This is a genomic window from Bradyrhizobium sp. Leaf396 (assembly GCF_001424605.1).
GTDB classification, from domain to species: Bacteria; Pseudomonadota; Alphaproteobacteria; order Rhizobiales; family Xanthobacteraceae; genus Bradyrhizobium; species Bradyrhizobium japonicum_C.
In genome coordinates, this window is record NZ_LMQJ01000045.1 from 127,517 (window position 1) to 149,372 (window position 21,856).

Sequence of the window (21,856 nt, forward strand, 5' to 3'; positions counted from 1 at the left end):
ATGAATACAGACGTGAGCGCGCGCAATACCAAGGTGATGAACCGCTTCGATGTGACCTCGCGGCTGATCACGAAACTCAAGCACGAAGAAGCGGTGATCGGCGGTATCGGCAACACCAATTTCGACCTCTGGGCCGCCGGCCACCGTCCGCAGAATTTCTACATGCTGGGCAGCATGGGGCTTGCTTTCCCGATCGCCCTTGGTGTCGCGCTGGCGCAGCCCGAGCGCCGGGTCTTTGCGCTCGAAGGCGACGGTTCGCTACTGATGCAGCTCGGCGCGCTCTCGACGATCGCCACCCTGAAGCCGGAAAACCTCACGATGATCGTGATGGACAATGGCATCTACCAAATCACCGGTGCGCAGCCGACGCCGGCAGCGAACGTCGCCGACATTGTAGCCATCGCCATCGGCTCCGGGCTCGCCAACAGCGCCTGGGCCGCGGACGAGGAGGATTTCGAGCGGCTGGTCGAAGAGGCGTTGGCCGCCAGGGAGCCCCGCCTGATCGCGGTCCGGATCGATGACAAGCCAGGCGTCGGCACCACCCGCCGCGACCCCGTGCAAATCCGGGAACTGTTCATGCACGGCCTCGGCGTGCGCGAGCCACTTTAACGTTTCGTCATTAACTACACGTCGATCTGATCGCGGCACTGCACCGGGCCGTTGCATATCTGTGCTAAGCGGGCCCGATGTCCATTTTGGTTCGTTCCACTGCCTGGCTGCTGGCAGCCGCCGTCACTTTCGCAACCCTCGGCCCGCCGGGCCTGCGACCCCATTCCAATCTTGGCCAGGACGGCGAACATGCGCTCGCCTTCATCCTGGTGGGACTTGCCTTCGGCCTCGCATATCGGAGGCGACGTTTGCTGATTGCGGCGGCATCGGTCATCCTCATCGGCTTGCTGGAACTGATGCAATTCTGGGCACCCGGGCGTCATGCGCGGCTGGAGGACTTTCTGGTCGATGCATCCACGGCCTGCCTCGGCTTTGCCCTCGCTGCCGCTGTCGACTGGGCCATGACCCGGCTTCGCCCAAATTCGACCCTGACGAGCGAAGGCCCCGCGGAGTGACTCGCCGCAGGGCCCACCTTCTCAGCACTCAGGCAAGCGCAGATCAGTCGATGATCTTGACCACGCGGCGCGTGCGCGGCTCGACGATCACGCGGCGATCGTTCACGACCGCATAGCGATACTCGGTGTAGTTCGGCACCGGGCGCAGCACGACCGTTGAAGGAAGCGGTTCGCCGACGACGACGCGCTCCTGGACCACGACGGAGTCACTGCGCGGGATCCCGCCCAGAATCGCATTCGGGATTTCGAGACCTGCGCCAACGGCTGCCCCAACGGTCCCACCGACCATCGCACCGATCGGTCCACCGATGTCACCCCCCGCGCGCGCGCCGTCCGCGGCGCCCTGGGCGGTCGTCGACTGGGCAAAGGCTGAGCTCGACGCCAGCAGCGAGGCGGCAGCCAACGAAATCGCAAGACGGGTTTTCATGTCCTTGAGTCTCCAGTTTGTCATGCGCCTTCAACCGCGGGGCCAAAGCATTGTTCCAGTTCCCAGGGGCCAAGGTACGCCAAAGTCCAGAGACTGTTACGCCGGAACAGTTCAAGCTGCGGATCTTGTGCCTCGCCCCGAATTTCAACGCGCGGCAAGGGGCGAGCGATGTTCGAAGGGCATGGCATTGTCCACGGGATGAACGCCGCGTGAGATCGTGCCTGCGTCGGAACGGCTAATCTTCGTTCGCCTTGAACCGCCCGAGCCCCTTCAAAACGAAGGGCGCCAGCAGCGCGATCAACGCGACTGCAAGCAGCGTCGCCGAGATCGGGCTCTGCGCCAGCGTCATGGGATCGCCGAGGCTGATTGCGAGGGCTCTGCGCAACTGGCTTTCGGCGATCGGGCCGAGGATAAGACCCACGACGACGGGCGCGATCGGAAAATCGAACCGGCGCATCAAGAAGCCGAGCACGCCAAAGCCCGCCAGCATCGACAATTCGATTGCCGACGGCTTCGCGGCGATGGTGCCCATGGTTGCGAAGACGAGGATGCCCGCATAGAGCCAAGGCTGCGGAACTGCGAGCAGCCGCACCCACAGGCCAACCAGCGGTAAGTTGAGGACCAGCAGCATGCAATTGGCGATAAAGAGACTCGCGATCAGGCCCCACACCAGGTCAGGACGCTCAGCGAACAGCAGCGGTCCCGGATTGAGGCCGTATTGCTGGAAACCTGCCAGCATCATCGCGGCGGTCGCGGAGGTCGGCAACCCCAGTGTCAAGAGCGGCACCAGCGTGCCGGCGGCGGAGGCGTTGTTGGCCGCTTCCGGCCCCGCCACACCTTCGATCGCGCCCTTGCCAAATTCTTCGGGATGTTTGGTCAGGCGCTTCTCGGTCGAATAGGAGAGGAAGGTCGGGATCTCCGCACCGCCCGCCGGCAGCGCGCCGATCGGAAAGCCAAACATCGTGCCGCGCAGCCACGGCTTCCATGACCGCTTCCAGTCTTCTTTCGTCATCCACAGCGAGCCGCGCACCGGCTCGAGCTTCTCCTCGGTGTGGCGGCGGCGCGATGCGACGTAAAGGGCTTCACCAACCGCGAACAGGCCGACAGCAAGCGTGGTCACCTCCACACCATCGAGCAACTCGGGGACGCCGAATGCAAGCCGTGCCTGACCTGTCAGCTTGTCAATTCCCACGAGGCCCAGCGTCAGGCCAATGAACAGGCTGGTCAAACCGCGAACCGGGGAATCGCCGAAGGTTGCCGACACTGTGACGAAGGCAACGCACATCAGTGCGAAATAATCCTCCGGTCCAAAGCGCACGGCGACATCGACCAGCCATGGCGCGAGGAACGCCAGCCCGATCGTGGCGATGGTCCCGGCGACAAAGGAGCCAATCGCAGAGGTCGCCAGCGCCGGGCCGCCGCGGCCGGCCTTCGCCATCTTGTTGCCTTCGAGCGCGGTCGCCATCGACGCGCTCTCGCCAGGCGTATTGATGAGGATCGCGGTCGTCGATCCGCCATACATGCCGCCATAATAGATGCCGGCGAACATGATGAGCGAGCCGCCGGGATCGAGCTTGTACGTGACCGGCAACAGCAGCGCGACGGTCAAGGCCGGGCCGATGCCGGGCAGCACGCCCACGGCCGTGCCGAGGAACACGCCGATCAGGGCATAGAGCAGATTCATCGGCTGGATGGCGACCGCCATGCCGTGGGCCAGCGCGGCAAAAGTGTCGATCACAGGAGGCGCTCCAGCGGGCCGGCCGGAAGGCTCAGCGTCAACAACCGGTCGAAAACGAGATAGATGAGCGTCGACATCACGAGGGCAATAATAGAATCGACCAGGATCGCTCGGCGTCCGAAGGCTGCCGACGTCGTGACGAACAGTGCCGAGGTCGCCAGGATGAAGCCGCCGCCGAAGCCGATGACGGCAATCAGCAGCGCCAGGCCGACGAGGATCAGAAGCACCGGAACTGGATCGGCGCTCTCACGCGCTGGCAGATTGCCGCGCAGCGCGTTGATGAAATTGCCGATCGCGAGCAGCGCGAGCCCGGTGGCGACCACGATCGGCATGGCCTCCGGCCCCATCCCGTACATCGCGACAGATTGCAGGCCTCGTGCATCCCAGACCAGCACCGCGGCGAGACCTGCTAGCAGCGCAGCGATGACGAGGCCGGCGGGATCGACGCGCCGGGGCGATTGGGTGGAATCGCCTGAGGTCACGATTTGACGAGGCCGACCGATTTCAGCACGTCGGTGACGCGCACGGCTTCCTTCTTCAGGAAATCGGCGAAAGCATCGCCGCCGAGATAGGCGTCCTCCCAGCCCTTCTGCTTGAGGATCTCCTTCCAGGCGTCGGACTTCACCATCTTCTCGACCGCATCACTCAAGGTCTTGCGCTGCTCCGGCGTGATGCCGGGAGGCGCGACCACCGAACGCCAGTTGGCGATCACGAGGTCCACGCCTTGCTCCCGAAACGTTGGAATATCGCTGCCGGCAATGCGCTTCTCCGATGTCACGCCGAGCGCGCGCAGCTTGCCGGACTTGATCTGCCCTTCGTATTCGCTCAGCCCGGAAATGCCAGCGGTGACCTTGCCGCCGAGAATCGCGGCCAGCGACTCGCCACCGCCGGAGAACGGAATGTAGTTGATCTTCTTCGGGTCGGCGCCGACAGCGCCGGCGAACAATGCAGCCATCACATGGTCGACGCCGCCAGCCGAGCCGCCGGCGAAAGTCACCTTGGCGATATCAGCTTTCACCGCGGCGGCCAGATCCTGCGCATTCTTGATCGGCGAATTCGCGGGCACCACGATGACCTGGATCTCCTCGGTGAGCCGGGCGATCGGCGTCACCTGCTCCAGCGTGACCGGCGACTTGTTCATGGCAAGCGCGCCCACCATGACGAAGCCGTTGACCATCATCTGGTTGCCGTCGCCCTTGGCTCCGTTGACGAACTGCGCGATGCCGACACTGCCGCCCGCGCCGGGAACATTGGTCACTTGCACGCTGCGCGCGACGCCAGAAGCCACCAGAGCCTGCTGCATCGAGCGCGCGGTCTGGTCCCAGCCCCCGCCCGGAGCCGCCGGCGCCATCAGCTTGAGCTCGAGCTGTTGGGCAAAGGCCGGATTGGCTGCCGCAAGGCCCAGCGCGACGGCTGCGCCGAGAAGGCGCGTGGGAAATCGGAACATGGGGGCATCTCCAGGCTCACGCGGACATTTGCCGCATTGTGTCGTTTGGTCGCATATCAGCCAAAACGGCCGATGCTGTCCAGCGACAACTCCCGGGGTTTGTTCAACGGGGTTTCGGACTCACCCGGCCGAATGCGGCCGTTGCGCCTCCTGCCGGCTTCTGATCGGGGCTCAATCGTTCTGCGCAGGGATCACGTTCTTGATCATCGCGACCTGCGCTGGGGAACGCGGAGCGGGCCTGACCTGGAATTAGAGATCCCGGGTCGATGCTTCGCATCGGCCCGGGATGACGGGAGAGATAGTGATCAGAGCAGCCCTGCCCCGCGCGCCCATCTGTACTTGGCGCCCAACACCTCGACCGGGAGCTCGGTCGAATAGGCATAGGCCGGGATGCCGTTCTGGTAGAGATATTCGGCGGCTTCCTCGACCTCGACGTCGCCGGCGAGCGAGGCAACCATCGGCTTCACGAAGCCCTTGGCCTCCATCTCCTTCTTCACCTCAACCATATTGCGGGCGAACACCATCGGCGGGGTGACGATGGTGTGCCAATAGCCGAGGATCAGCGCGTGGATGCGCTCGTCCGACAGGCCGAGCTTCACCGTATTGACGTAGGTGATCGGCGGCTCGCCGCCGGTGATGTCCACAGGATTTCCGGCCGCACCAAACGGCGGGATGAACTTGCGGAAGGCAGCATCGAGATCCGGTGGCATCGACATCAGCGACAGACCGTTGTCGACACAGGAGTCCGACAGCAGCACGCCCGAGCCGCCGGCCCCCGTGATGATCAGCACGTTCTCCCCCTTCGGCGTCGGCAGCACTGGCACGCCGCGGGCGAATTCGAGCAGCTGACGCAAGCTCCGCGCGCGGATCACGCCGGACTGCTTGAACACGTCTTCATAGATGCGGTCGTTGCCAGCAAGCGCCCCGGTGTGCGAGGAGGCCGCCTTCGCCCCCGCAGACGTGCGGCCGGCCTTCAGCACGACCACTGGCTTCTTCTTGGATACCCGTTTTGCCGCTTCAGCAAAGGCGCGTCCGTCCTTGAGGTCTTCGCAGTGCTGCGCGATCAGGTTGGTGTTCGGATCCTGCTCGAAGAACGCGAGCAGATCGTCCTCGTCGATGTCGGACTTGTTGCCCAGGCCGACGATTGCCGAGACGCCCATTTTCGCCGAGCGCGAGAAGCCGATGATGGCCATGCCGATGCCGCCCGACTGCGACGACAGTGCCGCGTGGCCTTTCACATCGTAAGCCGTGCAGAAGGTCGCGCAGAGATTGGCCGGCGTATAATAGAAGCCGTAGATGTTCGGCCCCATCAGGCGGATGTCGTACTTCTTGCCGACCTCGACGATCTCGGCCTGCAGCTCCGGCGCACCGGCTTCGGCGAAGCCCGACGGAATCAGCACTGCGCCCGGAATTTTCTTCTCTCCGCATTCGGTGAGCGCCGCGGCGACGAACTTCGCGGGAATCGCGAACACCGCGACGTCGATCACACCTGGCACGTCCTTGACGCTCTTGTAGGCCTTATAGCCGAGGATCTCGGCGGCCTTCGGATGAATAGGATAGATGTCGCCCTTGTAACCGCCGTTGATCAGGTTCTTCATCACGGAGTTGCCGATCTTGCCGTCTTCGGCCGAGGCGCCGACCACGGCGACCGCTTTCGGCTGCATGATGCGGTTCATGGCCGCGACGATCTCTTCGGTCGGGCGCGGCTTGGGCTTGGGTACATAGGCGAAGTCGACGACGATACGGACGTCGGCGGCCGTCGCATCCTTCGGCGTTGCGAACACGGGGTTGAGATCGAGTTCTACGATCTCAGGGAAATCGGTGACGAGTTGCGAAACCTTGACGATGACGTCAGCGAGGGCGTTGCGGTTCACCGGCTCGCCGCCGCGCACGCCCTTCAGAATCTCATGTGCCTGGATGCCGTCGAGCATCGAGAGCGCGTCTTCCCTGGTTGCTGGCGCGAGGCGGAAGGTGATGTCCTTGAGGACTTCGACCAGGACGCCGCCAAGGCCGAACGCCACCAGCTTGCCGAACGAGGCGTCGGTGATCGAGCCGACGATCACTTCGGTGCCGCCGGCCAGCATCTGCTGCACCTGAACGCCTTCGATCTTGGCGTCGGACTTGTATTTCTTGGCGTTGGAAAGAATGGTCTCGTAGGCCTTCTCGGCTTCTTCAGTTGTCTTGAGGCCGACGATCACGCCACCGGCCTCGGTCTTGTGGAGAATGTCCGGCGAGACGATCTTCATCACGACCGGGAAGCCCATCGACGAGGCCATCTTCCCAGCCTCGCCGGCCGATTTCGCCACGCCCTCTTTCGGCACCGGAATGCCGTAGGCGTCGCAGACCAGCTTGCCTTCCGGCGCCGTCAGGCTGGTGCGGTTGTCCGCCTTGACCTGGTCAAGCACCTTGCGGACGGCATCTTTGGAATTGGACATGTGGCGTCTCCCTGGACCTGAGTTCGTTCTTTTCAAAGCGCGCGCGTGGTGCGGCTGCCTGTGATGCTTGCCATTTGCCGCGCTCTGTTCCATGCGGCGGAACGGAGTGGCATAAGCCCAAGACTACTCCGCCGGCTTGGATCAAAAATGGCTGGCGATGGCATTTGGTATGCCAGAAGCCAACTTGTCAAGGCGATGCTTCTCTTGGAACGCCGCAAAAAATCGCCAGCTTGACATTCTGGCATGTGGTATGCCAAAAACTTTCCCATAGATATTCCTGTAAAAGACGACTCCCACTGGAGGAGATTCGTCGTGTCACTACGGAAACCAACCAAGGCATTGCCGAACATGGCCGAGGCAGACATCGCAATCGTTCGTATTGCCCCGGAGAGCAGCTTCAAGAACAAGGCGTACGACGCGTTGAAGGAAGCCATCCTCAAGATGGACATCTATTCGACGCCCGAGCCGGTCATGCTCGACGAGCGCGCGTTGTCCGAACGGCTCGGCGTCAGCCGCACCCCGATCCGCGAAGCGATCGCGATGCTCGAGCAGGACGGTTTCGTGAAGACGGTTCCGCGCCGCGGCATCATGGTGGTGCGCAGGACCAAGAGCGAGATCGTCGACATGATCCGCGCCTGGGCGGCGCTGGAGAGCATGGCCGCGCGCCTGATCACCACCACCGCGCGCAAGAAGGACATCACGGCGCTGCGCGACTTCTTCAAGGATTTCGGCAAGGACCGCCTGCCCGAGGATCACGTCGAGGAATATTCGCGCGCCAACATCGCATTCCACCAGGCGCTGATCTCGCTGTCGGAATCCCCCGTGCTGGTCGATCTCACCAACGACCTCCTGCTGCACGTGCGCGGCTATCGGCAGCTCACCATCGGACGCAAGGACCGCACCGCGACGTCGCTGCCCGAGCATCTCGGCATCATCGAAGCGCTGGAAGCGCGCGACACCGAGCTCGCCGAGAAGCGCGCCCGCGATCACACCCTCGGGCTTGCCGCTTACGTCGAAGCGCACGGCCAGGAACTGTTCACTTAGTTTTTTTGCTAGCAGACGCTCACCAGAAGGGCGAACCACTCGCCCCATGACTTGAGACCAGGGAGACAAAGCCCATGCTGAATACCGCGACCAAGTCCGAGGCACCGGGCACCGAGCAGGAACTGACGGATGGCTTCCATCTCGTCATCGACGCGCTCAAGCTGAACGGCATCAACACCATTTATAATGTGCCGGGCATCCCGATCACGGATTTGGGCCGTATGGCGCAGGCCGCCGGTATTCGCGTGATCTCCTTCCGCCACGAGCAGAACGCCGGCTACGCAGCAGGCATCGCCGGCTATCTCACCAAGAAGCCCGGCGTCTGTCTCACCGTCTCGGCCCCCGGCTTCCTCAACGGCCTTACCGCGCTCGCGCACGCCACCACCAACTGCTACCCGATGATCCTGGTCTCCGGCTCCTCCGAGCGCGAGATCGTCGACCTCCAGCAGGGTGACTACGAGGAAATGGACCAGCTCGCGATCGCAAAGCCGCTGTGCAAGGCGGCCTATCGCGTGCTGCACGCCCAGGACATCGGCATCGGCTTTGCCCGCGCCATCCGCGCCGCGGTCTCGGGCCGTCCGGGCGGCGTCTATCTCGACCTGCCGGCAAAGCTGTTCGGCCAGGTCATGAACGCAGAGGCCGGCCAGAAATCGCTGGTCAAGGTCATCGATGCTGCGCCCGCGCAGATCCCCTCGCCCGCTTCGGTCAAGCGCGCGCTCGACGTGCTCAGGAGCGCCAAGCGTCCGCTCATCATCCTCGGCAAGGGCGCGGCCTACGCGCAGGCGGATGAAGAGATCAAAAGCTTCGTCGAGAAGAGCGGCGTGCCGTTCCTGCCCATGAGCATGGCCAAGGGCCTGCTGCCCGATACCCATCCGCAATGCGCCGGCGCCGCGCGCTCGACCGTGCTGAAGGATTCCGACGTCGTCATGCTGATCGGCGCGCGGTTGAACTGGCTGCTCTCGCACGGCAAGGGCAAGAGCTGGGGCGAGGCGCCCAAGAAGTTCATCCAGGTCGACATCGAGCCGAAGGAGATGGACTCCAACGTCGAGATCGTCGCGCCCGTCGTCGGCGACATCGGCTCGGTCGTCTCCGCCTTCAACCAGGCGCTTGCGTCAGGGTGGACTGCGCCGCCCGCCGAATGGACCAAGGCCATTTCGGCCAAGCGCGAAGAGAACGTCGCCAAGATGGCGCCGAAGCTCATGAACAACAAATCGCCGATGGACTATCACGGCGCGCTCGGCGTGCTGAAGAACGTCATCAAGGAGTACCCCGAAGCGATCCTCGTCAACGAGGGCGCCAACACGCTCGACCTCGCCCGCGGCGTCATCGACATGTACCGCCCGCGCAAGCGCCTCGACGTCGGCACCTGGGGCGTGATGGGCATCGGCATGGGCCAGGCGATCGCGGCCGCGCTCGAGACCGGTCATCCCGTGCTCGCGGTGGAAGGCGATTCCGCCTTCGGCTTCTCCGGCATGGAGATCGAGACCATCTGCCGCTACAACCTGCCGATCTGCGTCGTCATCTTCAACAATGACGGCATCTATCGCGGCACCGACGTCAACAGCGCCAACGCCGACCCCGCGACGACGGTGTTCGTCAAGGGCGCGCGCTACGACAAGATGATGGAAGCTTTCGGCGGCGTCGGCGTGAATGCGACCTCGCCGGACGAGCTGAAACGCGCCGTGAACGAGGCCATGAAGTCCGGCAAGCCGACGCTCATCAACGCGGTGATCGATCCCGCCGCCGGCTCGGAGAGCGGCCGCATCGGCAACCTCAACCCGCAGAGCGTTCTGCAGAAGAAGAAGTAACTCCACCCCGCAACCCTTTTCCCTGCCGGGTGCAGGGGCAGACAGAGTACGGAGCAACACGATGACCAAAGCGCTCGAGGGCGTTCGCATTCTCGACTTCACCCACGTCCAGTCCGGGCCGACCTGCACGCAGTTGCTCGCATGGTTCGGCGCCGACGTGATCAAGGTGGAACGCCCCGGCGTGGGCGATATCACGCGCGGCCAACTGCAGGACATCCCGAACGTGGACAGCCTGTATTTCACCATGCTCAACCACAACAAGCGTTCGATCACGCTCGACACCAAGAACCCGAAGGGCAAGGAGGTCCTCACCGAGCTGATCAAGAAGTGCGACGTGCTGGTCGAGAATTTCGGCCCCGGCGTGCTCGACCGCATGGGCTTCCCCTGGGAGAAGATCCAGGAGATCAACCCGAAGATGATCGTCGCCTCGATCAAGGGCTTTGGCCCCGGACCGTACGAAGACTGCAAGGTCTATGAGAACGTCGCCCAGTGCACCGGCGGCGCCGCCTCGACCACAGGATTCCGCGACGGCGTGCCGCTCGTCACCGGCGCACAGATCGGCGATTCCGGCACCGGCCTGCATCTGGCGCTCGGCATCGTCACCGCGCTCTTCCAGCGCACCCACACCGGCAAGGGCCAGCGCGTCACCGCGGCGATGCAGGACGGCGTGCTCAACCTCTGCCGCGTCAAGCTGCGCGACCAGCAGCGTCTCGCCCATGGCCCGCTCAAGGAATACAGCCAATTCGGTGAAGGCGTGCCGTTCGGCGATGCCGTGCCGCGCGCCGGCAACGATTCCGGCGGCGGCCAGCCCGGCCGCATCCTGAAGTGCAAGGGCTGGGAAACCGATCCCAACGCCTACATCTACTTCATCACCCAGGCTCCGGTCTGGGAGAAGATCTGCGACGTGATCGGCGAGCCCTCGTGGAAGACCGATCCGAACTACGCCAAGCCGGCGGCGCGGCTGCCGCGCCTCAACGAGATCTTCGCCCGCATCGAGCAGTGGACGATGACCAAGACCAAGTTCGAGGCGATGGAGATCCTCAACAAGGACGACATCCCCTGCGGCCCGATCCTGTCGATGAAGGAGATCGCCGAAGACCAGTCGCTGCGCGCGACCGGCACGGTCGTCGAGGTCGACCATCCCACCCGTGGCAAGTACATCTCGGTCGGCAACCCGATCAAGCTGTCGGATAGCCCGAGCGACGTGCAGCGCTCGCCCCTGCTCGGCGAGCACACCGACGAGATCCTGCGCTCCGTGCTCGGCTTCTCCGACCACCAGGTCGCCGAGATCCACAAGTCCGGCGCCCTCGACCCGCCGCAGAAGCAGGCGGCGGAGTAAGCGGGCCGCCATGAGCCAGACGAAAGGGCCGCCCGAAGGGGCGGCCCTTTTTGCTAGGGAACGCCGAGCATGACAGGCGCCAATTCAAAGAGCCGAAAAACAACCCCATGCACAGTAGCCATCCCATTGGCACGCAACGATATTTCTGATTCGACGAAAAAATCCTGACCCGTCGGGCAAAACAGGGGTATTGTGCCATCGTGGATGTTGTGCCGGGAGCGGAGCGCTCGCTGTTGCCACATCGGAACGGATCCCCGAACACACCGTCGACGGAAGCGGACGCGCCGGATTGGCCTCCGGCTAATCGAGCCCCTCAGCGATCTCCCGCAGCCCGTTGCTCGCGAAAACACTTCACCACCGTCGCATTGAACTCGCGATGAACCATGAACTGGTCCCGGTTGTCTGAACAAAAATTCCGCGTCGATAAGTGAAGTCTCAGCCAGGGCTAGGCCGCCGCGCGGAGCAGAGGAAGATCAAAAGTAGGCTTCTTGATCGGGGGTACGGTCGTCAAGACTCGAGTGAGGTCGTTGTCCGTTGTACTACGAGGTTTAAGAAGGCGTACAGATGGCGAAGGCGATCAGGGATCTCGCCGACAACTTGGACAAGCGCTTCGGTGCGCTGATGGCCGACGGCCGCCGCAGCGCCGGGAGCAGTAGGACTCGGCGCACACCGTCGATTGCGAGTTTGCAGGTGCCAGCTCAACATCGAGCGCCGAGGCGACGGCTGCACAAGAAAGACCGGAGCCTCGCTGCACCCCGACAGGCGTGTCGGTCGCGCCTATGTCCCTGGCACCGTGCGCCAGCCTGAAACGAGCCTGGTTAGCACGAGCGCCCCGACGCAGATCGCAAAGCCGATGAGATCGGTCATTCCCTCGGGCACCAGCATCAATAATCCGCCAGCCCCGACGATTATCCGCGACCAAACGGGCAGCCGCCCGGCCCAGTAGAAGTATCCCTCGAACGACGCTGCGAGGAGAACGACGGCTGCGACGGCCGTGGTCGCCACCTGGAGAATCTCCATCAACTCGCCCTTGAGGATGAGCGCCGGCTGCAACACGAAGAGCACCGGCAGCAGGAACAGGAGACACCCGATCCGGATGGCGCGCAGTCCGACCTGGATCGCGTCAGCCTTGGCGATCGACGCGGCGGCGATCGCTGCCAGGGCTACCGGCGGCGTGATGAAAGACACAAGTCCCCAGTAGAATACATAGAGATGTACGGCCATAGGATCGAGGCCGGTCGTGATCAGCGCGGGCGCGAGCACGATGGCGAGGAAGATGTAGCAGGCGGAGGCCGTCATGCCCATGCCGAGGATGAAGCTCGTGAGAGCGCCGGTAGCAAGCAGCAGCACGATATTGTTGCCGGCGTACTGCACGAGTTCGCGCGAGAACGAGTTGGCGACACCGGTGATCGACAATGCGCCGATGATCAAACCTATGCCGGCAATCAGTCCGACGATCTGCGCGACGGTCTGGCCGACATCGACGACAAGCCCGGCGAAGTAGCGGGGCGTGAAGCCCAGCGCGGGTGCTCGAAAGATCGCGATCAGCACCAGGAAGAGCGAAACCCAGAAGGGCGCCTCGCCCTCAAGACGCCAGACGAGCAACAGCAGGGTGAGCGCAACCAGCGCGCCAATGTAGTACCAGCCGCCGATCAAAGTACGCGTGAGGGGCGGCACGTCGTCGGCACCGGTTCCACGCAGCCCGTTGCGCGCCGCGTAGAAGTCCGTTTGCATGAACAGTGCGAAGAAATACAGCACCGCCGGCAGGAATGCGGCGACGACGACATCGGCGTAGGGCACGTTCAGGAAGTTGGCCATGATGAAGGCCGCCGCTCCCATGACAGGCGGCATCAGCGCGCCACCCGTCGACGCGCAGGCTTCGACGGCGCCGGCATAGGCCGCCGGGTAGCCGCAGCGCTTCATGGTGGGAATAGTGAGCGTGCCCGTGGTGAGCACGTTCGACGTTGGGCTGCCGGACAGCATCCCGAAGAATCCCGATGAGATGATTGCCACTTTGGCAGGACCGCCGCGCGCCGTCCCCAGAAGGGCGGACGCAAAGTCCATGAAGAAGGCGCCGCCGCCGGTCGACGCCAGGACCACACCGAACACGAGGAAGCCGATCAGCGTGTCCGCAACGACCTGCATCGGAATGCCGATCAGGCTCTCGAGGCCATAGACGTGTTCGCTGAGGGTCTGGCCGAGATCGAGTTGCACGCCCCAGAGAAAGCCGGGCATGTGGCCCGCATAGAGCGGGAACGACGCAAAGATGAGACAGAAGACGAAGAGAATGGTCTCGCCCGTGCGCCGGAGCCCTTCGAGGACCAGAGCAGTGACAACGCCCGCCACGATCTGCGCTTCGAGTGGCCCAGTCGTGTTCCAGCCCGCGTCGATGACGTATTGCGCCCGCGAGGCAATCCAGATGGTCAGGCCCAGCAGGGCAGCACCGCAAATCCAATCGTACCAGGGCACGGGACCGTGCCACGGCTTGCGCGCAGGAAAGGCAAGGAAGCCGATCGCACCAAAAATGCCGATGATCAGGTAGTAGTAAGCCGTGCTGATCGGCCGAAAGCCGCCGATGCCCAGATTAAAGACCTGATTGACCGAGAGCGCTAGTCCAAGCAACGTCAGGACGAACGTTGCCCAAAATGCGCGCCCCTCCAGCCGCGCCGAGCGGGCTTCGGGGTCTTCAACTATCGGTGTCGCGACCTCAGCCTGTTCGGTCGTCATCGCATTTATCCCCTATAGATCCGCCGTCGATCACAAACGAGGACTTCGAGTGGCGTACTGCAAAAAGAAGGACAGGCGCGTCGGCGCAATCGACCGCAACGCCTGCCTCATCGTGTCGGAGCTAGAGGGACTTGAGAACCTCGGCACGACGCGGCATCCAAAGCTCACGCAGCTTGGCGGCATCGGCCTCCCTTGCGGCGGGCTCCTTGGCCATCATGTCGGCCCAAGCCTGCCGGAGCAGTGCGTGCCGCTTCACGATGCCGTCCTGCCACTTCTGGTGATCGGGAGTCCAGACGTTCTTCTCCTTGAGGAGCTTGATGGCACCCTCGTGGAAGGGCGCGTCCATCGGGTAGGCGCCGGAGTTCTTGACTTCCCAGCGCTCCATGATGGGTGAGGCGGCCTTGTAGGTGTCATAGGTGTCGACGATCGCCTTCGTAACCGCGTAGACCTCGTCCACCTTGGCATCGCCGTAGACGGTAATCATGGGATACCTGTAGCCCATGACGGCCCGGGGATTTTCCTTGGACACGCCCGAGCCGAACGTCTCGGTGTAGGGCGCCGCGAGCGGAATGGCGCGCTGGATCTTGCTCCACAGATCCTTGTCGGTTGCTGGAAGCTCGATCCAATCGATGCCGTAAGAACTCGCCTCAAGTTCCTTGAGCGACACGGTCGTCAGCGCCGCACCGGCGGCATCCGCACGACCCTCGATGAGCGCCTTAAGCGAAGCGCCGTAACTCGGGAACTCGACGACCTGCATATCGCTGTAAGAGATGCCACCAGCGTCGAGAATAGGCTCGATCTTCGCGTTGACGGACGTATTCGCCTTTGCGATCGCGTACCGCTTGCCCTTGAGATCCTTCAGTGTCTTGATGCCGCTCGTCTTCGTCACGCAGATGGACAGCGAATTCACGCGACCCAGCAGACAGCGCAGATCCTGCGGCCCCCAGTTCGGCGCGGCATACTCGTAAAGACCCTCGGCGGCGAAGAAGACCTCGGTCGCCAGCCAGCCATGTGTTACGCGACGGTCCTTCACTGGCTGGATGCGGCCGATCGATGTGCCGGAGGGCTGGAGGCGTACGCGCGTGCCATACGTCTTGCCGAGTGCATCCGCTATGGCCGAGGCCTCCACGTAGCCGGAGGCGCCAACGTCGTAGACGCTCCAAATCATGGTCGGCGGTAGATCGGGCAGCGATTTCGTCTGCGCTGCAGCGAGGTCCGGAAGCAGTCCGGCACCCAGAACAGCACCCATCCCGCCGAGATAGGCTCTGCGATCAATCTCCATCAACGCCTCCTCATTCTTACTGGTTTTTCTACTTGTGTCGGCTCGCGCCCTGTAAACCACCTCGGTCACGGGAGTACAAGGCGGCACTTCTTCTAGCACAGGAGGTCGGATTTTTCTTGCACCACGGCCGGTGGGGGGCACCCGGCGGCCTCGGACGCGCCTGCGAGGTAAGGATCGACGACGGGTCCGACCGGGACACGGGAAAAGCAGTCCCACGAAGCCGGGCCTGCCCCTCCGGCCAGAGCTTCTCATCCAGAACCTGCCAGGTGCCCAGCGATTCCCGGCTCAACCCTCGCGGAGCGGAGGAAGATCAAAGTAGGCTTGATCCGGGGTACGGTCGTCAAGACTCGTGAGGTCGTTGTCCGTTGTAGAAGTCGAAACACCGACCAATCGAGCTTCGGGCGTCGCCGACGGTTTCGTAGGATCGCAGATAGACTTCCTCGTATTTGACGCTGCGCCATAACCGCTCGACGAAAACGTTATCCCGCCACGCGCCTTTGCCACCGGCCGGATCGCCCGGCAGCGGAATTGTGGCTTCGGCCTCCAAGGGCACACGTTGCTTCCGCTGTCGGTGTTGAGGCAGAGTGTCCACGAGAAATCAGAGGCTATCGCATTTGACTGGTGGCGGCTTGCGCGCATGCCTTGTCCTTCGAGGCGGCGCTCACGCGCCTCCTCAGGATGAGGCTCATCGGCGTCAGTGCTCGTTGAAACTGTTGCCGCGCACTCGGTCCTCAGCCTGAGGAGTCTGCCTGAAGCGGGCGTCCGAAGGATAGCCGCAAGGAAACGCTATCAAATGCGATAGCCGGCGAAAGAACATGGAGATCAGCATGGCACTGCTCGGCAAGGCCGCCGTTGCGATGTGGTGGAGTGTTCGCGCCGAGCAGCGCGGCGAGTTCGGCGATTGGCATTCGCATGAACACTTCCCCGAGCGGATGAGCATTCCCGGCTTCCGGCGGGGATCGCGCTGGAGCAGCACGACCGATGCCGAAGGCTTCTTCGTGCTCTACGAGCTCGAGCAATACGAAGTGCTCACGTCGAAGGGATATCTGGACCGGCTCAATGCGCCGACACCGTGGTCGAGGAAGATGATGCCGCATCATCTCGGCATGGTGCGCAGCCAGTGCCGGATCGTGGCGAGCTTTGGCGGTGGGATCGCGGACTCGCTTGCCACCATCAGGCTCTCGCCGCGCGCGGGACTCGCGGCAGAGCTACAGGCACATCTCATCGATACGCTCGTCGCCCTCCCCTCGAAGCCGGGATTGACGGGCGCGCACCTTCTCCTCACCGACACGCCCAGGACGAGTGCGCCCACCACCGAGCAGCAGATCCGTGGCAACGATGATGCTGCGGACTGGATCGTGCTGCTGTCCGGGTACGATGCCGACGCAATCGAGGACGTGATCGCCGGCGGGCTCTCGCCGCCATCGCTTCACACGGCCGGCGCTTGCGACAACTCCACAATTGGTCACTACAGGCTGGCATTCACGATGACGTCTCAGGATGCCGCAACCATCTAAACGCATTTTGCCGCGGCTCGTTCACCTCTCCCGCGAGCAAACAGGAGAAGGAGCACACCTCCGCCGTTGCAGCGACCAAGCGTCCCACTTTGCTTTGGTGAGCGCCAAACAAGGCGCGAAAAAAATCGGGCGCACCTGTCGGATCGGCCGCTTCTCCGTCGTCCTCGTGACATGAATGGGACATAGAGGCCAACTCGGGCCCGTCAATCACTCAAGGATAACAAACATGCCCAGCACTGTCCGCCTGCACCGCGTTTTCGCCACCAGCCCGGAGAAGGTCTATCGCGCGTTCCTCGAGGCCGACGCGATGGCGAAATGGCTTCCGCCAAACGGCTTCACCTGCAGCGTGCACCACTTCGAGCCCAAGGTCGGAGGCACCTTCAAGATGTCGTTCCGGAATTTCACCACGGGCAACAGCCATTCCTTTGGCGGCGAATATGTCGAGCTCGTGCCCGGCGAACGCATCCGCTACACAGACAAGTTCGACGATCCCAATCTGCCGGGCCTGATCGAGGTGACCGTGGTCCTGAAGAAGGTCTCGGTCGGCACCGAAATCGACATCACGCAGACCGGCATCCCGGATGTCATTCCGCCGGAGGCCTGCTATCTCGGCTGGCAGGAATCGCTGCGAAATCTGGCGAAGCTCGTCGAGCCTGAGATCAATCAATAGGTGATCCGAGACGCGGGCCGTTCAGCCACCCGCCTGGGCCGACAATCGCGTTTGAAGGCGATTTCTCCATGACCATCCCTGGGGACGCCCGCCGTAGGCGGGCCCCTCTGGGCAAGGAGTGTGCGGCGGTCCGCGGCGGACCGCCCCCGCCTGCGACAGACGCTCCCCGCAATTCGATGCCCCTTGTGCCGGTCGAGCGGACGGCTAAACTCGGATCGAACCAAGGGGGGTTGATGAGACCATTCCAGACGTTGCGGATGCTTGCCTGTAGCGCGCTGCTCGTTGCGGCTACGGGTCCGGCCTGGGCCGAAGGGACTTTCGAGATTCCCGCCGGGGCCCGTTTCAACAAGGACAAGCTGGCAAAAATCGACGAGTTTTTCCGCAACGAAGTGGCGACTGGGAAAATCCCCGGCGCGATCCTGCTCATCCAGCAGCATGGAAAGCCGGTTTATCACCAGGCCTTCGGCGTGCAGGACGTGGTGTCGAAGGCTCCGATTACCGACCACACCATCTTCCGCCTGTTTTCCATGACCAAGGCCATCACCAGCGTGGTCGCGGTGCAGATGCTGGATGAGGGAAAATTCTCCCTCGACGATCCCATCGCGAAATATATCCCATCGTTCGCGAACGTGAAGGTCGGCGTCGAGAAGCAAGCGAGCGACGGGACCAAGACGCTCGAGCTGGTGCCGCCGGAGCGTGCGCCGACTGTGCTCGACCTGATGCGCCATACTTCGGGCATCACCTACGGCTTCTACGGCGACAGCCTCGTGCGCAAGGCCTACAGGGCGGCCGATATTTATGCCGGCGACTTCGACCTCGCCGAGTTCGCCGAGCGGATCGCAAAATTGCCGCTGCACAATCAACCCGGCGCGCTCTGGCAGTATGGCCATTCCACCGACGTCCTGGCGCGGATCATGGAAATCGCAGCCGGCAAGTCCCTGATCGAGATCGAGAAGGACAAGCTGTTCGAACCGCTCGGGATGAAGGATACCGGCTTCCTCGTCACCGACCCCGACAAGCGGAAGTTGCTCGCCGAGCCGATGCCGAACGACAGCAATTTCCGGGTGGGCCGGGAGAACGACCCGACAAAGCCGAAGAAGATGATGTACGCCAGCGGCGGCATGGTCTCCACGATGGCCGACTACGCTCGCTTCGCTCAGATGCTGCTCAATGGCGGCACATACGAGGGCAAGACCATTCTCAGTCCCAAGGCGTTCAAGCTGTTGACGACGGATTATGTCGGGCCGGATTCGGGCGTCGAGCGGGACTTCTTCTATTTTCCGGGCGACGGCTTCGGCTTCGGGCTGGGGCTCGCCGTCCGCACCGATCCGGGCAACGCCAAACCGCCGCCGCCGGGCAATCTCGGCGAGTTGAAATGGGACGGCGCCAGCGGCTGTTATTTCGTGATCGACCGCAAGCAGGACATGTTCTTCATTTTGCTCCAGCAGACCCCCTCGGAGCGCCAGCGCATCCAGAAAACCGTGAAGCAGCTGATCTACGAGGCCATGGAGAATTGAGGGCGCCACGCCAGCGAGCGAATGCGCAAGGTGTGCGCGCTTCGGCTCTGGCTGCGCCCTTGATATGCTGTCAACGAACAAAGTGGCCGGACGCGGGAGTCTTCCCAGCCGGCATCGGAGGCGAGATGATGAGATCTGCTGTCGAATGGTTGATCATTACCGGTCTTGCCGTCGGTTTCGCTGCTTCCGCTCAGGCCGAAGAAGTCGACATCGGCAAGGCGGAGTTCCAGTCTTCGTGCGCCAGTTGTCACGGCGCCGACGCGAAGGGGAAAGGACCGGTCAGCAGTCAGCTCAAGACGCCGGCTTCGGACTTGACCCTGCTGGCCAAGAACAACAACGGGGTGTTTCCTGCCAACGCCGTCTATGAGATCATCTATGGATCGAAATCAGTTCCGGCTCACGGCTCGCGCGAAATGCCGATCTGGGGCGAACGGTTCAACCCGATCGTCAGCCTGCCTCACGCCGTCGATCCCTCCTATTGGCAAAAGGCCGGCCCGCAGCAGAGCCCGGAAGTCGTGGTGCGCACTCGCATCCTCGCGGTGATCGATTACCTGAACCGAATTCAGCAGAAGTAGCGATAGAACAGCGTCACCGCTTCTCGCCTGCTGCGCGGCCGCCGCCTAACTTGCCGTCCAGCGGTCCGGGTCGGGACTATGCCCGATCAATGCGAGGCCGTAGGCGATCGACTCGAACTGGTCGCCCGACATCAGCCGCTCGTTGCCGAAGCGCTCGGCGAACAAGCGCCGTACGGCCGGCACAAAGGACGTGCCGCCGGTCAGGAACACTTTCTCGACGTCGCGCGCGGTGATGCCGGCCTCCGCCAGCACCTTGTCGACGGTGGCTCCCAGCCGGGCGATGTCGTCGCTAATCCAGGATTCGAACTGCTTCCGCGTGATGTCCGCGCCGATCTCGACGCCGCCGCCCTTGAAGCGGAAGTCCACCTCGTCCTGCGCCGACAGCGCGACCTTGGCGTCGGACACGGAACGGTAAAGCGCAAAGCCGAGGTCGAGATCGACGATGGTGATGAAATCCTCGAGCAGCTCCGGCTTCAACGCGGTGCGCGCAAGCTCCCTCAGTTCGCGCAAATCGCCGTTGCTCTTCATCATCGCGAGCTGATGCCAACGCGCGAGGTTGGTGTAATGGCCACTGGGGACCGGGAGCACCTTGTCGAACGAGCGGAAGCTCGAGCCTTTGCCGAGGCGCGGCGAGACGATGTGGTCGACGATGCGATAGTCGAACGTGTCGCCGGCGATGCCGATGCCCGCATGCCCGAGCGGCTCGGCGCGAAGCCGACCTCCCGCGCGCGAGAAGCGCATCACGGAGAAATCGCTGGTGCCGCCGCCGAAATCGGCAACCAGCACGGTGGCATCGCGCTCGAGCCTTCGTGCGAACGAGAACGCCGCACCCACTGGCTCGTAGACATAGCGCGCGTGGCCGGCGCCCAGGCGCTCGAACGCGGCCCTGTAGCGCTGCATCGCAAGCGCCTCGTCGGGATTGCCACCGGCGAAGCGCACCGGACGGCCGACCGTGATGTTCGCGGCCTCGAAGCCGAACTTCTCCCCGCCATGGCGCGCCAGCGTGCGCAGGAACGCCGCCAGAATATCCTCGAACTTGTAGCGCTGCCGAAACACCTGGGTGGTGTTGAAGCTGCTGCTCGCTGCGAACGTCTTGAACGACTGGAGAAAGCGGTAGACATGGCGCCCTTCCAGAAACTGCTCGATCGCCCATGGGCCGCCCTCGGCCTGGGCCCCGGCGCCCGGCCGGTCCTCCCAGAAGCACAGCGCCGACACATAGACGCTGTGGCGCTGTCCGCCATGATCGAAACGGATGGCCTCGACCCGACGATCGTCCGCCGCGAGCGCGACGACCGTATTGCTGGTCCCGAAATCGATGCCGATCGAGACGGCGGACGAGGCGCTCGACATGAACCACTCTGACGATTGGATTGGATAAGGGGGCGGACCACTAGCCGCTTTGCAGGATCATGCCAAGTCCGCCTGTTGCAGTGCGGCCGAGGCTCGACAGGCCACCGGTGCGGCGTCGTTGGTCCGCCCATGCTCTCCGATAGACCGCGCACAGAAAAAACCGTACCGCCAACCCCACGCCGGCAACTTTATGTCGGAAACTCCCCTGCCAACCCAACATTATGCTGCAATGCGAGATGTCGCATGCTGCTATGCAAACAAGAATGTGGATATTGGCATCTGGTATACATAAACTGGCCTCTAGATGAGACGGCAAGGCTGACTGTCTCGAGAAAGGGATTTCCGATGTCAAAGACCGCTTCCGCTGCGCTCGCCCCCTCCTCCTCGCTTTTCGCCCGCCTGGTGGCCGCGATCGACGGCCTCCTGATGGCCAGCGCCGAGATCTCGAACCGCAACGGCGACCTGCCGCGCTTTGGCCTGTAGAATAGGCACTTCCAGTCCGGAGCGGGCTGGCGGATTCCCGCCGCGCACGGATCGACCCATGGCCCCCAAGTCGGGGCCATTTTCTTTTGGGAAGCCCGCTGAACCGACCGCAAGTGCGACAATTTGCCCACCAATGCGCCCGGCGATCCGATTGTGAGCCTGCTGGCATCTCGCATACCATTCGACAAAGAAGAAGGATTGCCAGCTCACAAAGCGGGAAGGCGGGGAAAGGTATCGAGGGCACAGCGACGGCCGAGAGTGCACGTCTTCCGAGCAACCTTGGCAGAGCCTTGTCCGAAAGAAGTGGATGCCGCACGTTGTCCCTGCCCATAGAGTTTCTAGCGGGACTGCCGTGGGAGAATCGACCACACGGTGACTCCGGGCATGTGACTTGAGATGGGCTAACGCAAGCCGACAAAGAGCGGCTGCGTCG

Annotated in this window: 18 protein-coding genes and 1 pseudogene; 10 read left to right on the forward strand and 9 right to left on the reverse strand. The window is 63.2% G+C overall.

Annotated features, from left to right (window positions below; all coding sequences use genetic code 11):
• Both ASG57_RS28080 and ASG57_RS28085 read left to right on the forward strand, forming a co-directional pair.
• Nucleotides 1–609 carry a thiamine pyrophosphate-dependent enzyme gene (locus tag ASG57_RS28080; protein WP_024339886.1) on the forward strand — a complete coding sequence of 203 codons (609 nt, stop codon included), beginning with the start codon at nt 1–3 and terminating at the stop codon, nt 607–609.
• A 77-nt stretch (nt 610–686) separates the two neighbouring features.
• On the forward strand, nt 687–1,064 hold the full coding sequence (locus tag ASG57_RS28085; RefSeq protein ID WP_024339885.1) for a VanZ family protein: 378 nt from the start codon (nt 687–689) through the stop codon (nt 1,062–1,064).
• A gap of 43 nt (nt 1,065–1,107) precedes the next feature.
• Here ASG57_RS28085 and ASG57_RS28090 read toward each other — a convergent pair whose 3' ends face one another.
• The 5 genes from ASG57_RS28090 to ASG57_RS28110 form a co-directional block, all read right to left on the reverse strand.
• The gene (locus ASG57_RS28090) at nt 1,108–1,491 is read right to left on the reverse strand and encodes a DUF1236 domain-containing protein (RefSeq protein ID WP_024339884.1); all 384 of its coding nucleotides are present in this window, start codon (nt 1,489–1,491) and stop codon (nt 1,108–1,110) included.
• A gap of 235 nt (nt 1,492–1,726) precedes the next feature.
• Nucleotides 1,727–3,196 carry a tripartite tricarboxylate transporter permease gene (locus ASG57_RS28095; protein ID WP_196232378.1) on the reverse strand — a complete coding sequence of 490 codons (1,470 nt, stop codon included), beginning with the start codon at nt 3,194–3,196 and terminating at the stop codon, nt 1,727–1,729.
• 29 nt (nt 3,197–3,225) lie between these two features.
• Nucleotides 3,226–3,711: a tripartite tricarboxylate transporter TctB family protein gene (locus ASG57_RS28100; protein WP_024339882.1), complete on the reverse strand. Its 486-nt coding sequence runs from the start codon at nt 3,709–3,711 to the stop codon at nt 3,226–3,228.
• Nucleotides 3,708–4,676 carry a Bug family tripartite tricarboxylate transporter substrate binding protein gene (locus tag ASG57_RS28105; protein ID WP_024339881.1) on the reverse strand — a complete coding sequence of 323 codons (969 nt, stop codon included), beginning with the start codon at nt 4,674–4,676 and terminating at the stop codon, nt 3,708–3,710. Before ASG57_RS28105 ends, ASG57_RS28100 begins: the two co-directional genes overlap by 4 nt.
• Before the next feature lie 305 nt (nt 4,677–4,981).
• Complete coding sequence (locus ASG57_RS28110) at nt 4,982–7,111, reverse strand: acetate--CoA ligase family protein (protein ID WP_024339880.1); 2,130 nt, start codon at nt 7,109–7,111, stop codon at nt 4,982–4,984.
• A 348-nt stretch (nt 7,112–7,459) separates the two neighbouring features.
• Between ASG57_RS28110 and ASG57_RS28115 the strand changes: the two genes are divergently transcribed.
• The 3 genes from ASG57_RS28115 to frc all read left to right on the forward strand — a co-directional run bounded on the left by ASG57_RS28115 (nt 7,460) and on the right by frc (nt 11,302).
• Nucleotides 7,460–8,155: a GntR family transcriptional regulator gene (locus ASG57_RS28115; RefSeq protein WP_162250091.1), complete on the forward strand. Its 696-nt coding sequence runs from the start codon at nt 7,460–7,462 to the stop codon at nt 8,153–8,155.
• A 74-nt stretch (nt 8,156–8,229) separates the two neighbouring features.
• Nucleotides 8,230–9,963 carry an oxalyl-CoA decarboxylase gene (gene oxc, locus ASG57_RS28120; protein ID WP_024339878.1) on the forward strand — a complete coding sequence of 578 codons (1,734 nt, stop codon included), beginning with the start codon at nt 8,230–8,232 and terminating at the stop codon, nt 9,961–9,963.
• Between the two features lie 61 nt (nt 9,964–10,024).
• Entirely contained in the window at nt 10,025–11,302 is a 1,278-nt protein-coding gene (frc, locus tag ASG57_RS28125) for a formyl-CoA transferase (RefSeq protein WP_024339877.1), read from the forward strand.
• A gap of 777 nt (nt 11,303–12,079) precedes the next feature.
• On the opposite strand, the gene ASG57_RS28130 is transcribed toward frc, so the two are convergent.
• The 3 genes and pseudogenes from ASG57_RS28130 to ASG57_RS37245 all read right to left on the reverse strand — a co-directional run.
• Nucleotides 12,080–14,029 (reverse strand): TRAP transporter permease, encoded by a 1,950-nt coding sequence (locus tag ASG57_RS28130; protein WP_024339876.1) that lies wholly within the window; start codon nt 14,027–14,029, stop codon nt 12,080–12,082.
• A gap of 121 nt (nt 14,030–14,150) precedes the next feature.
• Nucleotides 14,151–15,311 carry a TAXI family TRAP transporter solute-binding subunit gene (locus ASG57_RS28135; protein ID WP_024339875.1) on the reverse strand — a complete coding sequence of 387 codons (1,161 nt, stop codon included), beginning with the start codon at nt 15,309–15,311 and terminating at the stop codon, nt 14,151–14,153.
• A 285-nt stretch (nt 15,312–15,596) separates the two neighbouring features.
• A pseudogene (locus tag ASG57_RS37245) lies at nt 15,597–15,813 on the reverse strand (integrase core domain-containing protein); the annotation flags it as partial.
• Between the two features lie 325 nt (nt 15,814–16,138).
• Between ASG57_RS37245 and ASG57_RS28140 the strand changes: the two are divergent.
• From ASG57_RS28140 to ASG57_RS28155, 4 genes are all read left to right on the forward strand, one after another.
• A complete protein-coding gene (locus ASG57_RS28140; RefSeq protein ID WP_024339874.1) occupies nt 16,139–16,828 on the forward strand; it encodes a hypothetical protein in 690 nt (229 codons plus the stop codon).
• Nucleotides 16,829–17,054: 226 nt separating this feature from the next.
• On the forward strand, nt 17,055–17,498 hold the full coding sequence (locus ASG57_RS28145; RefSeq protein ID WP_024339873.1) for an SRPBCC family protein: 444 nt from the start codon (nt 17,055–17,057) through the stop codon (nt 17,496–17,498).
• 257 nt (nt 17,499–17,755) lie between these two features.
• Nucleotides 17,756–19,015: a serine hydrolase domain-containing protein gene (locus ASG57_RS28150; RefSeq protein WP_230646502.1), complete on the forward strand. Its 1,260-nt coding sequence runs from the start codon at nt 17,756–17,758 to the stop codon at nt 19,013–19,015.
• 125 nt (nt 19,016–19,140) lie between these two features.
• Complete coding sequence (locus ASG57_RS28155; protein WP_024339871.1) at nt 19,141–19,590, forward strand: c-type cytochrome; 450 nt, start codon at nt 19,141–19,143, stop codon at nt 19,588–19,590.
• A gap of 45 nt (nt 19,591–19,635) precedes the next feature.
• Here ASG57_RS28155 and ASG57_RS28160 read toward each other — a convergent pair whose 3' ends face one another.
• Nucleotides 19,636–20,940 (reverse strand): Hsp70 family protein, encoded by a 1,305-nt coding sequence (locus ASG57_RS28160; RefSeq protein WP_028145911.1) that lies wholly within the window; start codon nt 20,938–20,940, stop codon nt 19,636–19,638.
• Between the two features lie 345 nt (nt 20,941–21,285).
• On the opposite strand from ASG57_RS28160, the gene ASG57_RS38860 reads away from it, so the two are divergent.
• On the forward strand, nt 21,286–21,423 hold the full coding sequence (locus ASG57_RS38860; protein WP_196232374.1) for a hypothetical protein: 138 nt from the start codon (nt 21,286–21,288) through the stop codon (nt 21,421–21,423).
• Nucleotides 21,424–21,856 lie beyond the last annotated feature (433 nt).